We start from the raw sequence: 13071 nt of genomic DNA, 5'->3' as shown, positions 1-13071 counted from the left end.
GTGTTCACGCTCCTGAGTGGGGGTCGTCCGTCCCGATGACGGCCCGCCGGGCTCCGGAGCCCCGAAGAGAAGGCTTCCTATGAGCAACTCCCCCGAAGCGTCCCCGACCCCGGATCCGGAGCGGGACGAACCGGCCCCCGAGCCGCGCGAAACGGGGCCGTCCGCGGCGCAGCCGGCGATGCGGACCGCCGCTCCTCCCCCGCCTCAGCGGCCGGCACCCGGATACGCGGGCGCTCCGCGGCCGCCGTCCCGGCTTCCCGGCCGGATCGAGCTGTACTGGAACGTTCCTGAGAAGGGCGCCGGGCAGGCGCTCATCGCCTTGGTGGCGGGAACGGCGCTGTTCGCGGGCTGGGCGGTCTTCCACTCCGAAGGCGTCGGCATCGGCCTGGCGATCACCGGCGTCATGTCGGTGGCGATACCGGTCGCCTTCGCGGGGCCGGTGGGGCTGTGGACCCGGCTTCCGGGGGCGGCGCTGGTGGCTGCACTGTGGTCGGTCGCGGCCGTCCGCGACGCCGGCTGGGTGGTGGCGCTGTGCTCGGTCACCGCGCTGCTGCTGACACCGATCGCACTGTCGCCACCGCGCCGGTTCACCGGCATGCTCACCTCACTGTTCATGCATCTCGAAGGTCTGGGCGAGACGTTCGCGTGGTCGCGGCGCGGCGGGCGAAGCGCCGAGGAGGGCGGCGGCAACGGGATCCGGAACCTCAGGGTCGCGGCGATCACCGTGGCGCTGCTGCTGGTCTTCGGCGGACTGTTCGCCGCCGCAGACGCGAATTTCGCTCGAGCGCTGGGCGCCTTGTCGCCCGACATCCATCCGGTCACGCTGGTGCTCCGCCTGATGGTCGCGGGCGTCGCGTTCCCGATCTTCCTGTTGTGGGCCTTCATGGCGGTGGCGAGGCCGCGGTTCGACCCCGAGGAACGGCCGGGCCACCGGGAGGTCTCGCGCTTCGAGATCGCGGTGCCGCTGGGCGCGCTGAACCTGCTGTTCGGGGGCTTCATCGCCTCGCAGCTGCAGGTCTACTTCGGAGGCGAGGACTATGTGCTGGAGACCGCGGGCCTGACGTTCGCCGAGTACGCTCGCACCGGGTTCTGGCAGCTGAGCGTGGTCGCGGTGCTGTCGCTGTGCGTCATCGCCGTCGCCGGGTGGCTGGCGCCGAAACGCGCCCGCGCCGACCGCTGGGTCGTGCGCGTCCTGCTGGCGGGCCTGTGCTCGATGTCGCTGGTCGTGGTCGCCTCGGCGATGTTCCGGATGCGCGAGTACTTCGAGACGTTCGGTCTGACGCGGCTGCGGATGTGGGTGTTCACCGTCGAGATCTGGCTGGCGGTCCTGTTCGTACTGGTGCTGGTGTGCTGCTGGAAGCTCCGGGCGCTGTGGCTGCCGCGGGCGATCCTGGTCTCGGGGGTGCTGACGCTGCTCGGACTCGCGGCGGTCGATCCCGACGGGTTCATCGCCCGCTACAACATCGAGCGGTTCGAGCAGACCGGCAAACTGGACCTGGCCTACCTGGAGGACCTGTCGGCCGACGCGGTGCCGGAGCTCATGGCGCTGCCCGAAGAGCAGCGCCGGTGCGCGATGCACCGGGGCCGGCACGGCTCCGACGAGCGGCCCGCGCTGGCGTGGAACCTCGGCCATGCGCGCGCCGCCGAGCTGTGGAGCCGGCCCGGGGATCTCGCCTCCGGGCATTGCCCGGATCACATCGGCCCCGGTTACACCGACGAGCGGACCGAGGGCACGGCCGGGGCCTCGGAGGCGAGCGAGATCGCAGGGGAACCGGCGCCGGAGGAGCCGAAGTCCACTGAGCCGCCGCCGGACGCGGAGTTCTTCGGCCTCGGCTCGTGCACGGATCTGGAACTCGACGCGGCCGAGCGGATGTTCGGCCGCTCGGCCAAGGGAGACTACGGGGTCGAGCGCGACAACAGCGCGAGCGGCGGCACCGCCTCCAACGCCGAGTGGGTCGACCCGGGCGAGCCGTACGGGTTCGTCGACTGCGGATTCCACGGGCCGGGCACGCGCTACCTGCTGATCGAGGCGCGCGGCTGGCTCACCGAAGCCGAGGCCATGTCGTTCTTCGGGGCCGACCGGGAGCAGGCGGCGGCCGAGCCGTACGAGAGCGAACTGGTCGACGCCGGCTATATCGACGCGGACGCGTACAAGTACATGGTCGTCATCGACCACCTGACGTTCGAGGTCTCGGTCATGGACGCCGCCGGCTCCGAGATCACCGACGTCGCGATCGACCTGGTCGAGCACCAGTTGTGGAGCCGGTACCTCGAGTCGTCGTGAGCGTCAGCCGTGGAGCCGCCTGGCGGCTTCGCGGCACGCCTCCATCGCGGCGCGCGCGTAATCGGGGCTCGCCTCCGACAGGCCGCAGGTGGGGCTGACGGTGACCTGTTCGGGCAGCCGCCCCGGCTCGAATCCGAGCCGGTGCCACAGCTCGGTGATCCGCTCCTCGGCGCGGTCGACGAGCTCGGGCCCGGCTGTTCCGGTCGAGGGCACGGCGCCGGCTATCAGGCGGGAACCGCCGTCGAGATACTCGCCGATCTCGTCGAGCGCCCGGGCGTCGTCGAGTCCGATGAGCGTCAGGTCCAAGGACACCGCTGCGGCGCCGGCCTCGGCCAGCAGCTTCAGCGGGACGTCGGCGGCGCAGCAGTGGACGACCACCGGCACGCCGACGCCGTCGACGACCTGCCGCAGGCGGTCGCGGGCGACCTCGGCGGGAACGCGCCGATAGAAGTGCAGGCCGGACTCGGTGCTGATGCGAGCCGCCAGCGCGGCCGGCAGCAGCGGCTCGTCGAGCTGGATGGACAGGCGGGCCCTCGGGAGCCTGGCCCCGACGGCGGCGACGTACCCGCGCAGGCCTTCGGTGAGGGAGGCGGCGATGTCGGCGGCGGCGCCGTGGTCGGCGATCATCGCGCCGCCGGTGCGGCGCCACAGGCTCGCGGCGAGGGTCCACGGTCCGACGGCGGTGATCCGCACGGGGCCGTCGGTGGTGTCGGCGACGTCGTAGAGCGCGTCGAGGTCGCGTTCGAGGAAGTCGGCGGCGCGTTTGGCGTCGCGGCCGGGCAGGTCGGCGATCTGCCAGCCGGAGACCCACCGCTGCACCGGGATGCCTTCGAGGAGGGCGGCGCCGCGGCCGATCATGTCGGCGCCGGGGCCGCGGTCGGGCAGCTCGGGCAGGACGGGCCAGTCGGGCAGCTCGCCGAAGACGATGCGGACGGCCTCGCGGATGTCGGTGCCCGGCAGGGAGCCGACGCCGGTGGCCACGCCGGTGGGCAGGGCGGGTGCGTCGTCAGACACCGGCGGCCTCGACGGTCGAGGTGGCGTCGATGGTGCCGGAGGCCAGGACCGCGTCGCCGCGTTCGGCGTCGGGGTCGTAGACGACGAGGGCCTGGCCCGCGGCGACGCCGTAGGCGGGCTGGTGGAGCCGGGCGGTCAGGCCGTCCGCGTCGGCGGTGACGGTGGCCGGGTAGACCTGGCCGTGGGCGCGCAGCTGGACTTCGGCGTCGAACGGTCCGGTGCGCTCGTCGGCGAGCCAGACGGGCGCGGCGGTGCGGATGCGGTCGACGCGCAGCGCTTCGCGGGGCCCGACTTCGACGCGGTTGTCGACCGGCGTGATCGACAGGACGTAGCGGGGCTTGCCGTCGGCGGCCGGGCGCTTCAGGCCGAGTCCGTGGCGCTGGCCGACGGTGAACTGGTGGGCGCCGTCGTGGCTGCCGACGACGTCGCCGGTGGCGGCGTCGACGATCTCGCCGGTCTGGGAGCCGAGCCGGTTCTTGAGGAATCCGGAGGTGTCGCCGTCGGCGATGAAGCAGATGTCGTGGCTGTCGGGCTTGCGGGCCACGGCGAGGCCGCGTTCCTCGGCTTCGATCCGGACCTCGTCCTTCGGCGTGTCGCCGAGAGGGAACATCGAGTGGGCGAGCTGGGCGGGGGTGAGGACGGCCAGGACGTAGGACTGGTCCTTGCCGGGGTCGACCGCGCGGCGCAGCAGGCCGTCGTCGCCCTTGCGTGCGTAGTGGCCGGTGGCGACGGCGTCGAAGCCGAGGGCCATGGCGCGGTCGAGGACGGCGGCGAACTTGATCTTCTCGTTGCAGCGCAGGCACGGGTTGGGCGTGCGGCCGGCGGCGTACTCGGAGTAGAAGTCCTCGACGACGTCTTCGTGGAAGCGTTCGGCCATGTCCCAGACGTAGAAGGGGATGCCGATGACGTCGGCGGCGCGGCGGGCGTCGCGGGAGTCCTCGATGGTGCAGCAGCCGCGGGCGCCGGTCCGGTACGTCTGCGGGTTCTTGGACAGGGCGAGGTGGACGCCGGTGACGTCGTGCCCCGCCTCGGCGGCGCGCGCGGCGGCGACCGCGGAGTCGACTCCGCCGCTCATGGCGGCCAGTACTCGCAATTTCACGTGGTCAACCATAACTAAGACAGTCCGGCGGTTCGAGCGCGTTCGACCGCTTCGGGCAGGGCGGCGAGCAGGGCGTCCACGTCGGCCTCGGTGCTCGACCAGCCGAGGGTGAACCGCAGGGAGGAGCGGGCGTCGTCTTCGCCGGCGCCCATGGCGAGCAGGACGTGGGAGGGCTGGGCGATGCCGGCCGAGCAGGCGGAACCTGTGGCGCATTCGACACCGGCGGCGTCCAGGAGCATGAGCAGCGCGTCGCCTTCGCAGCCGGGGAAGGAGAAGTGGGCGTTGCCGGGGAGGCGGTGCTCCGCGTCGCCGTTGTAGATCGCTTCGGGGACGGCTTCGAGGACGCGGGAGGCCAGGTCGTCGCGGAGGGCCCGGAGTCGCCGGGCTTCGGCTTCGCGGGTGCGGGCGGCGTGGGCTACGGCGTCGGCGAGCGCGGCGATCCCGGGCACGTCGAGCGTCCCGGAGCGGATCTCGCGTTCTTGGCCGCCGCCGTGGAGCAGCGGGGTGCACTCGGTGTCGCGGCGCAGCAGCAGGGCGCCGGTGCCGGTGGGGCCGCCGAGCTTGTGGCCCGAGAGGGTCAGCGCGTCGGCGCCGCTGGCGGCGAAGTCGACCGGCGTGTGGCCGACGGCCTGGACGGCGTCGGTGTGGACGGGGATGCCGTGCGGCGCGGCGAGGGCGACGACCTCCTCGACCGGCTGGATGGTGCCGACCTCGTTGTTGGCCCACATGCAGGTGATGACCGTGATCTCGGCGGCGTGCCCGTCGAGCAGTTCGGCGACGGCGTCGGTGCGGACGCGTCCGAGCTTGTCGACCGGGATCTCGGTGAGCTCGGCGTGCTCGTGATCGGCCAGCCAGGCGACGGCGTCTGCGACGGCGTGGTGTTCGACGGCGGTGGTGACGACCCGGTTGCGTCCGGGGGTGCGCCTGGCCCAGTGCAGGCCCTTGACCGCGAGGTTGTCGGCCTCGGTGCCGGAGCCGGTGAAGACCACTTCGCTGGGTTTGGCGCCGAGAGCCTCGGCGATGCGTTCTCGGGCCTCTTCGACGGTGCGGCGGGCCGCACGGCCGGAGGCGTGGAGGGAAGAGGCGTTGCCGAGTTCGCGTGCCGTCCGGACGTAGGCGTCGAGTGCTCCGGGGAGCATCGGCGTGGTGGCGGCGTGATCGAGATAGGCCATGGCGATTCCAGTCTACGGCGCGGTTCCGGTCCGGCCACCTCGCAGATACCGCGGGTGAATTGTGAGACGCGGGGCTTGCAGTGGGGCCGACGGCGTGAAAGTCTCACAAAGTGGTCGTGCGTAGCCATAACCATGCATGGAGCGCCCGAGATAGAATCTGACGAATCTTCGTAACCTTCGCAGGTGGCGGAGAGTCGCAATCCCCAAGGCCGGGTCCTCCGCCGGACCGGGTCCTTTACCAGAGGTGTGCCGATGTCGCCCGAACTCGCCGAAGCACTTCGCGCTGGGCCGTTCCACACTGCCCTGCGCATCGCCATCCAGTCCAGCGGCCTCGGCCTCGACCGCATCCGTCACCGGCTCTCCACCCGCGGCATCACCGTCTCCACCACCAGCCTCAGCTACTGGCAGTCCGGCCGCTCCAGGCCCGAGCGCGCCGAATCCCTCGCCGCCGTCACCGCCCTCGAAGACCTCCTCGAACTGCCCGCCGGATCGCTGCGGGCGCTCTTGGGGCCCAAGCGGGCCCGCGGCCCCCGCTCGATCCGCGGACAGCTCCCCCGCCCCGACGCCGTGCTCGGCGGCGACGCGGTCAGGGAACTGTGCGACCAGGTCCCGGCCTCGCGCGAGCACACCCTCGACATCCTCGGCCAGCAGGTCATCGTCCACGTCGACTCGCAGTGGCAGGAATCGCTGTTCGAGCTGTCGATGCTGGTCCGCGCCAGAAGGGACGACGTCGACCGCTACATCCTGCTCTACCGCGGCGACGAGGGCTGCGACATCGACGACATCGAGTTCAAACCCATCCGCGACTGCACCGTGCCGAACGTGCTCCGGCACGACGAGGCGCCGGTCGCGCTGGCCGAGATCGTGTTCGACCAGCCGCTCCCCCAGGGCGCGACGCACCTGTTCGAAATCGTCGTGCAGGGCAACGGCGGCGTCTCCTCGGGGCACGGCAACGCCTTCCGGTACCCGGTCGACCACTACTCGCTGCAGATCCGCTTCGCGCCCGACGCGATCCCCAAACGGGTCTACCGCTTCGCGCAGTCCTCGCTGCAGCGCGACAAGCGCGAGACCGGGGACCTGCAGCTCGGCCCCGGCAGGACGGTCGCGCTGGCCGAACCGGTGCCGAGGCCGGGGGCCCTCGGCATCGGCTGGGAGCGGTAGGGACGACAAAAGGCGCCCGCGGTCTCGCAGGCGCCTGTGTCGTGCTCGGGTCCTCAGCGCTCGCTGGAGCGGAAGCGGTTCACGGCCCACCACGCGCCGGGCAGGAGCGCCGCGGCGGCGAGGAGCTTGACGGCGTCGCCGACCAGGAACGGCACGAGGCCCTTCTCGACGGCGGTGGCCGCGTCCATGCCGGTCGCGAACGCGAGGTAGGGCACGCCGAAGCCGTAGATGACGACGTTGCCGACGACCATGAGGCCGACCGTCTTCAGGACGGTGCGGTCGGCGCCGCGCCGGGCGAGCCAACCGACCGCGACGGCGGCGAACAGGAAGCCGGGGATGTAACCGAAGCTGGGCATCCCGTAGCCGGAGGCGCCGTCGGTGAACCACGGCATCCCGGCCACGCCGGCGGCCAGGTAGACCGCGAGGGTGAGCCCGGCGCGCAGCGGCCCGAAGGCGGCGCCGAGGAGCAGCACCGTGAAGGTCGTGAGCACGAACGGGACCGGCGTGATCTGCGGGATCGTGATCGCGACCTGCGCCGAGGCGCCGACCGCGGCGGCGCCGCCGAGGACGAGGACGGCGTCCCGGGCGATCGCACCGGCCCGGGTCGAGGCGGGGAGCAGGTCGGCGAGGACGCTTGGCGCGGGAAGCGCTGCTGCTGGGGCGGCCATTGCGGATTCCTCCAACATCATCTGTAGGTTTCTCATAAGGAGAGGCTGTGTCGAAGCCTAACCCACAGTTGTTTCCCCTCGATTACGACCTCGGCCGACCGTGCTCCGCTCGACTACTTGCGCTTCTCGACCTCTTCGAGGAACTGCGGCAGGACCTGGAACAGGTCGCCGACCACGCCGAAGTCCGACATGCCGAAGATCGGGGCGTCGGCGTCCTTGTTGACCGCGACGATGACCTTCGAGGTCTGCATGCCGGCCCGGTGCTGGATCGCCCCGGAGATGCCCGCGGCCACGTACAGCTGCGGGCTGACCGTGGTGCCGGTCTGCCCGACCTGGAACTTGTGCGGGTAGTACCCGGCGTCGGTGGCCGCGCGCGAGGCGCCGACCGCCGCGCCCATGGCGTCGGCGACGCGTTCGATGAGCGCGAAGTCCTCGGCCGAGCCGACCCCGCGGCCGCCGGAGACGACGATGTCGGCCTCGGCCAGGCCCGGCCGGTCGCCGGCCGGCTCGTCGACGCTCTCGACGATGCGCACGCGCTTGTCGTCTTCGGAGAGCGGGGCTTCGACGGACTCCACGGCCGGTTCGCTCGGCGCGGGCTCGGCGGCTTGAGCACCGGCCTTGACCGTGGCGAGGTTGAAGCCCTTGGTGATCTTCGAACTGGTGATCGTCGCGCCCGCGAAGATGTCCTGCGAGGCCGTGCCCTCGGCGTCCAGGCCGGTGATGTCGGTCAGCAGGCCGTTGTCGAGGGCGACCGCCACCCGGGCGGCCAGGGCCTTGCCTTCGTCGGTGCTCGGCAGGAGGAAGGCGTCCGGCTCGGTCTTGCGGGCCAGGTCGATGAGGACGGTGGCCTTGGGAGTGACGAAGTAGTCGTCGATTCCTTCGGCGCTGACGCGGTAGACCTTGGCGGCGCCGTATTCGCCGGCCAGGGAGGCCGAGCTCTCGTCGAAGGCGACGGCGGAGACGTCGCCGAGCGAGCGGGCGAGCGTGAGGACCTCGGCGGCGTGCTTGCCGGAGTCGGGTACGTAGACGAGGATGTCTGCCATGGCGGTCTCCTAGATGAACTTCTCGGCGGCGAGGAATCCGGCGAGCGCGCGACCGCCCTCGCCTTCGTCGGTGACGATCTGACCGGCGCCTCGCTCGGGCCGGTCGGCGGCGCTGAGCACCTCTGTGGCGGCGGCCGCGCCGCCGACTTCGGCGGCGTCGACCCCGAGGTCGGCGAGCGTGAGGGTCTCGACCGGCTTGCGCTTGGCGGCCATGATGCCCTTCAGCGACGGGTAGCGCGGCGTGTTGATGGTGTCCCACACCGAGACGATCGCGGGCGTCGGCGCGGTGAGGACATCGTAGCCGTTCTCGCGCTGGTGCTCCACTTTGATCGCGTCGCCGTCGAGTTCGATCTTGCGGGCGCCGGTCGCCGCGGCGGCGCCGGTGCGGGCGGCCAGCAGGTGCGGCATGACGCCCATGCCGGAGTCGGTGGACTCGGCGCCGGCGATGACCAGGTCCCATTCGAGGCGGCCGAGGGCGGCGGCCAGGATCTTCGAGGTGGCCAGCGCGTCCGAGCCTGCGACGGCCTCATCGCTGATGTGGACGGCCTTGTCGGCGCCCATGGCGAGGGTCTTGCGGACGGTCTCGGTCGCCTGGTCGGGCCCCAGGGTGAGGATGGTGACCTCGCCGCCGTGGGCCTCCTTGAGCTGGAGGGCGGCCTCGACGCCGTATTCGTCCAGCTCCCCCATGACGTTGTTGGCGCCGCTGCGGTCCACCCGCAGCTGGTCGTCCAGCCGTCTCGCCAGCCCCGAGTCGGGGACTTGCTTGACCAGAACCACGATGTTCATCGACAACCTCCGAGGTCGTTTTTGGCGACGCTTGCGAGCCGCAAGTCTGCCAGGTCCTTGGCGGCGCTTGCGTGCGATCAGTATGCCAAGCGCCTTGCCGTGAATCCTATCCTATGAAGTTACCAGCGAGTAACTCGCCGAGCCGCGCTTGGCCCTTTGCATCCGGACAAGGCATGATGGGGGGTATGGCCCGCGTCTTGGTTTTCGTGTTCCTCACCCACCTGGCGCTGCTCATCGCGGCGGTGGCCGACTGCCTCGGCGGCGAACAGACGCCGAGGCGGCTCTCGCGCGGCTGGTGGGTGGCGATCATCCTGCTGCTGCCGATCGCCGGGGCCGTGCTGTGGTTCCTGCTGGGACGCTCGAGACCGGAAGGCGGGCAGCGGGGACCGGGCAGGCCGGGAGGCGGCGCCGGCGGCGGGCCGAGGCGCCCGCGCGGCCCGGTGGCCCCCGACGACGACCCCGACTTCCTGCGGGACCTCGACAAGCAGCTGCGCGACGACGAGCGCAAGGAGGAATGAGCGGCATCGCCGTACCGGGCCGGTCGCGCCCGACCCGGCCGCCGGTCAGGCGGACTTCTCCCTGCGGGGGCGGACGCGGCGCGGGGTGGCCTTCGTTCTCGGGACGAGCGTGGGATTGACGTTGCGGCGCACCACGTCCGAGGTGATGCGGACCTTCGCGACCTCGTCGGCGCGACTGGGGATCTCGAACATGACCGGCTGCAAGACCTCCTCGAGGATCGCCCGCAGCCCGCGCGCGCCGGTGCCGCGCAGCATCGCCGACTCCACGATCGGCTCCAGCGCGTCGTCGGCGAACTCCAGCTCGACCCCGTCGAGTTCGAGCAGGCGCTGATACTGCTTGACCAGCGCGTTCTTCGGCTCGGTGAGGATCCGCAGCAGGGCCGCCTGGTCGAGGTGGTTCACAGTGGTCAGCACCGGCAGGCGGCCGACCATCTCCGGGATCATCCCGTATTTGAGCAGGTCCTCCGGCATGATCTGCGAGACGATCGCGTCACCGGAGTCGTCCTCGGCCGAGCGCAGCGGCGCGGTGAAGCCGACGGTGCGCTTGCCGACCCGGTTCTTGATGATCTCCTCGATCCCGGCGAAGGCGCCGCCGCAGACGAAGAGAATGTTGGTGGTGTCGATCTGGATGTGCTCTTGGTGCGGGTGCTTGCGCCCGCCCTGGGGCGGGACCGAGGCGACGGTGCCCTCGAGGATCTTCAGCAGGGCCTGCTGGACCCCTTCGCCCGAGACGTCGCGGGTGATCGAGGGGTTGTCGGCCTTGCGACCGGCCTTGTCGATCTCGTCGATGTAGATGATGCCGGTCTCGGCCCGTTTGACGTCGAAGTCGGCGGCCTGGATGAGCTTGAGAAGGATGTTCTCGACGTCTTCGCCGACGTATCCGGCCTCGGTGAGGGCGGTGGCGTCGGCGATCGCGAACGGAACGTCGAGCATCCGGGCGAGGGTCTGGGCCAGATGGGTCTTGCCCGAGCCGGTGGGGCCGACCAGGAGGATGTTGGACTTCTGCAGTTCGACGTGATCCGCGCCGCCCTTGTGCGCGCCGACCTCCACCAGCTGGATGCGCTTGTAGTGGTTGTAGACCGCTACGGCCAGGGACCGCTTGGCGTCGTCCTGCCCGATGACCCACTGGTCGAGGAACTCGACGATCTCCTTGGGCTTGGGAAGGTCCTCCCAGGCGACCTCGGCCTCTTCGGCGAACTCCTCTTCGATGATCTCGTTGCACAGGTCGATGCACTCATCGCAGATGTAGACGTTGTTCGGGCCCGCGATGAGCTTGCGGACCTGCCGCTGCGACTTCGAGCAGAACGAGCACTTCAAGATCTCGCTGTCTCCCAGGCGTGGCGCCATCGCAGTAGCTCCCTTCCTTGGCGAAGCTCGTTCGCGGTCCGCAGGTGCGCTCGGCGAGATCGGTGAGCCGTGGTGGGGCTCCGCCGAAGCGGCCTGCCGGCCGCGAGTTCGACTTGAGTGCTCGGTGGATTCAGGACGAACCGGTGTCTCGATACAGTATTTCGCATTTGTGTCCGAGGCGCCAGAGGCGCATCGACACCCGACAGTCCGTGGCAAGCGGTCCACAAGGTGCCAGCGCCACCGTACCCCGGGCCGCCGACAAAGGGAAGATGATCGTCCAGAGACGAGTCACCCTCCGTGACGGCGGCGGGCCGCTCGGGCGTAGGGGAGGCGCGGCGAACCGGCCGCTCCGCGGGTCGGCGGCCGTCCCGCCGCGCCTCCCTGCCCATGTGCGATCAGCTCTGCGCCGCGGCCTCGGCGGGCAGCGCGTTCTTCTTGCGGTAGACCAGGACGTTGTCGACCATGCCGTACTCGACCGCCTCCTCGGCGGTGAAGATCTTGTCGCGCTCGATGTCCTTGCGGACCTTGTCGAGCGGCTGGCCGGTGTGGCGGGCCAGGACCTTCTCGAGCTGGTCGCGCATGCGCATGATCTCGCGGGCCTGGATCTCCATGTCCGAGGCCTGGCCGAAAGTGCCCTCGGTGGCCGGCTGGTGGATGATCACGCGGGAGTTCGGCAGCGCGGTGCGCTTGCCGGGGGTCCCGGCCGCGAGCAGGACGGCGGCGGCCGAGGCGGCCTGGCCCATGCACACGGTCTGGATGTCCGGGCGGACGTACTGCATGGTGTCGTAGATGGCCATCAGGGCCGTCAGCGACCCGCCCGGGGAGTTGATGTACATGATGATGTCGCGTTCGGGGTCGTTGCCCTCGAGCACGATCAGCTGACTCATGATGTCGTTCGCCGAGGTGTCGTCGACCGGGGACCCCAGGAAGATGATCCGGTCTTCGAACATCTTGTTGTACGGGTTCATCTCCTTGACCCCGTACGAGGTCTTCTCGGTGAACGACGGGACGATGTACCGGGCCTGCGGGTGGTCGGCCGGGCCGGAGTGCGCGTTGAATTCCATGTGCTTTCGGTTTCCCCTCGTTGCCTACTGGGCCTCGGCCGGAACGTCGGTCACTCGCTGGACGACGTGGTCGATGAAGCCGTAGTCCTTGGCCTCCTCGGCGGTGAACCAGCGGTCGCGGTCGGAGTCGGTCTCGATCTCTTCGCGGGTGCGGCCGGTGTGGTGGGCGACGCGGTCCTGGAACATCTGCTTGGTGTAGAGCATCTGCTCGGCGAGGATCGCCACGTCGGAGGCCGTGCCGCCGATGCCGCCGGAAGGCTGGTGCATCATGATGCGGGCGTGCGGCAGCGCGTAGCGCTTGCCGCTGGTGCCGGCGCACAGCAGCAGCTGGCCCATGGAGGCGGCCATGCCCATGGCCACGGTGGCGACGTCGTTCTTGATGTACTGCATGGTGTCGTAGATGGCCATGCCGTCGTAGACCGAGCCGCCGGGCGAGTTGATGTAGAGCTTGATGTCGCGGTCCGGGTCCTCGGCCTCGAGCAGGATGAGCTGCGCGCACAGCCGGTTGGCGATCTCGGAGTTCACCTCGGAGCCGAGGAAGATCACCCGCTCCTGGAGCAGGCGGTCGAACACCATGTCGTCCAGACCCGGGGAGCTGGCTCCGCTACCGCGGCGAGCGGAGGGAAGGAAGACGTTCCTCTCCCGCTCCGAGGAGAATGGATTCGAATGCTCCATGTCTTGCACCTTCATTCTGTCTCGGCGATATGCACTCGGCTTTGCGTTACATCCCAGACCTTAGCCCGTCGAGACGACGATCGGATGCGGCCGGGCTCCGTGTTCGCTTTCGGCGGAGCCCGCTTTCACGCTCCGCCGCCATGCTCTCGGGTTCCTTGAACACCGGCCCGCACTCGCTGTGCGACATGGCCGCGAACCTCATATATATGGCGGCTGTCACATCAGTCAGCGATATTGATA

The 13071-nt window shown here is 70.4% G+C and carries 12 protein-coding genes; 3 read left to right on the top strand and 9 right to left on the bottom strand.

Translation table 11 applies throughout. The annotated features are described in order from the left end of the window. The first annotated feature begins 79 nt into the window (after positions 1–79). Positions 80–2284 carry a DUF4153 domain-containing protein gene (locus tag ACYVL2_RS07540; RefSeq protein WP_460541806.1) on the top strand — a complete coding sequence of 735 codons (2205 nt, stop codon included), beginning with the start codon at positions 80–82 and terminating at the stop codon, positions 2282–2284. A gap of 3 nt (positions 2285–2287) precedes the next feature. Here ACYVL2_RS07540 and ACYVL2_RS07535 read toward each other — a convergent pair whose 3' ends face one another. The 3 genes from ACYVL2_RS07535 to ACYVL2_RS07525 are packed head-to-tail and all read right to left on the bottom strand — an operon-like array spanning position 2288 to position 5569. After that, positions 2288–3298, bottom strand: a complete 1011-nt coding sequence (locus tag ACYVL2_RS07535; RefSeq protein ID WP_460541804.1) for a uroporphyrinogen decarboxylase/cobalamine-independent methonine synthase family protein — start codon at positions 3296–3298, stop codon at positions 2288–2290. Beyond that, on the bottom strand, positions 3291–4391 hold the full coding sequence (gene mnmA / locus ACYVL2_RS07530) for a tRNA 2-thiouridine(34) synthase MnmA (protein WP_460542002.1): 1101 nt from the start codon (positions 4389–4391) through the stop codon (positions 3291–3293). Before mnmA ends, ACYVL2_RS07535 begins: the two co-directional genes overlap by 8 nt. A gap of 20 nt (positions 4392–4411) precedes the next feature. Beyond that, on the bottom strand, positions 4412–5569 hold the full coding sequence (locus ACYVL2_RS07525; protein WP_460541802.1) for a cysteine desulfurase family protein: 1158 nt from the start codon (positions 5567–5569) through the stop codon (positions 4412–4414). A 252-nt stretch (positions 5570–5821) separates the two neighbouring features. Here ACYVL2_RS07525 and ACYVL2_RS07520 point away from each other — a divergent pair, with 252 nt between their 5' ends. Beyond that, entirely contained in the window at positions 5822–6730 is a 909-nt protein-coding gene (locus ACYVL2_RS07520) for a hypothetical protein (RefSeq protein ID WP_460541800.1), read from the top strand. A 53-nt stretch (positions 6731–6783) separates the two neighbouring features. Here ACYVL2_RS07520 and ACYVL2_RS07515 read toward each other — a convergent pair whose 3' ends face one another. From ACYVL2_RS07515 to ACYVL2_RS07505, 3 genes are all read right to left on the bottom strand, one after another. Beyond that, on the bottom strand, positions 6784–7398 hold the full coding sequence (locus ACYVL2_RS07515) for a biotin transporter BioY (RefSeq protein ID WP_460541798.1): 615 nt from the start codon (positions 7396–7398) through the stop codon (positions 6784–6786). 113 nt (positions 7399–7511) lie between these two features. After that, on the bottom strand, positions 7512–8441 hold the full coding sequence (locus tag ACYVL2_RS07510; RefSeq protein ID WP_460541796.1) for an electron transfer flavoprotein subunit alpha/FixB family protein: 930 nt from the start codon (positions 8439–8441) through the stop codon (positions 7512–7514). 9 nt (positions 8442–8450) lie between these two features. Beyond that, positions 8451–9227, bottom strand: coding sequence for an electron transfer flavoprotein subunit beta/FixA family protein (locus ACYVL2_RS07505; protein ID WP_460541794.1), 777 nt, complete (start codon positions 9225–9227; stop codon positions 8451–8453). Between the two features lie 185 nt (positions 9228–9412). Between ACYVL2_RS07505 and ACYVL2_RS07500 the strand changes: the two genes are divergently transcribed. After that, on the top strand, positions 9413–9745 hold the full coding sequence (locus tag ACYVL2_RS07500) for a PLD nuclease N-terminal domain-containing protein (protein ID WP_460541792.1): 333 nt from the start codon (positions 9413–9415) through the stop codon (positions 9743–9745). A gap of 45 nt (positions 9746–9790) precedes the next feature. Here ACYVL2_RS07500 and clpX read toward each other — a convergent pair whose 3' ends face one another. The 3 genes from clpX to ACYVL2_RS07485 all read right to left on the bottom strand — a co-directional run bounded on the left by clpX (position 9791) and on the right by ACYVL2_RS07485 (position 12831). Then, positions 9791–11092: an ATP-dependent Clp protease ATP-binding subunit ClpX gene (gene clpX, locus ACYVL2_RS07495; protein WP_460541790.1), complete on the bottom strand. Its 1302-nt coding sequence runs from the start codon at positions 11090–11092 to the stop codon at positions 9791–9793. Positions 11093–11487: 395 nt separating this feature from the next. Continuing rightward, on the bottom strand, positions 11488–12156 hold the full coding sequence (locus ACYVL2_RS07490) for an ATP-dependent Clp protease proteolytic subunit (protein ID WP_460541788.1): 669 nt from the start codon (positions 12154–12156) through the stop codon (positions 11488–11490). 24 nt (positions 12157–12180) lie between these two features. Continuing rightward, positions 12181–12831, bottom strand: a complete 651-nt coding sequence (locus tag ACYVL2_RS07485; RefSeq protein WP_460541786.1) for an ATP-dependent Clp protease proteolytic subunit — start codon at positions 12829–12831, stop codon at positions 12181–12183. Positions 12832–13071 lie beyond the last annotated feature (240 nt).

The sequence above is a fragment of the Glycomyces halotolerans genome, assembly GCF_054779575.1.
Note: the sequence above shows the minus strand (reverse complement) of the source record. Positions and strands in the feature narration are given on the sequence as shown.

Coding starts and splice junctions, on each gene's coding strand:
- ACYVL2_RS07505 (WP_460541794.1), bottom strand. CDS start 9,227: ATGAACATCGTGGTTCTGGTCAAGCAAGTCCCCGACTCGGGGCTGGCG.
- ACYVL2_RS07520 (WP_460541800.1), top strand. CDS start 5,822: ATGTCGCCCGAACTCGCCGAAGCACTTCGCGCTGGGCCGTTCCACACT.
- ACYVL2_RS07485 (WP_460541786.1), bottom strand. CDS start 12,831: ATGGAGCATTCGAATCCATTCTCCTCGGAGCGGGAGAGGAACGTCTTC.
- ACYVL2_RS07540 (WP_460541806.1), top strand. CDS start 80: ATGAGCAACTCCCCCGAAGCGTCCCCGACCCCGGATCCGGAGCGGGAC.
- ACYVL2_RS07510 (WP_460541796.1), bottom strand. CDS start 8,441: ATGGCAGACATCCTCGTCTACGTACCCGACTCCGGCAAGCACGCCGCC.
- clpX (WP_460541790.1), bottom strand. CDS start 11,092: ATGGCGCCACGCCTGGGAGACAGCGAGATCTTGAAGTGCTCGTTCTGC.
- ACYVL2_RS07490 (WP_460541788.1), bottom strand. CDS start 12,156: ATGGAATTCAACGCGCACTCCGGCCCGGCCGACCACCCGCAGGCCCGG.
- ACYVL2_RS07500 (WP_460541792.1), top strand. CDS start 9,413: ATGGCCCGCGTCTTGGTTTTCGTGTTCCTCACCCACCTGGCGCTGCTC.
- ACYVL2_RS07515 (WP_460541798.1), bottom strand. CDS start 7,398: ATGGCCGCCCCAGCAGCAGCGCTTCCCGCGCCAAGCGTCCTCGCCGAC.
- ACYVL2_RS07525 (WP_460541802.1), bottom strand. CDS start 5,569: ATGGCCTATCTCGATCACGCCGCCACCACGCCGATGCTCCCCGGAGCA.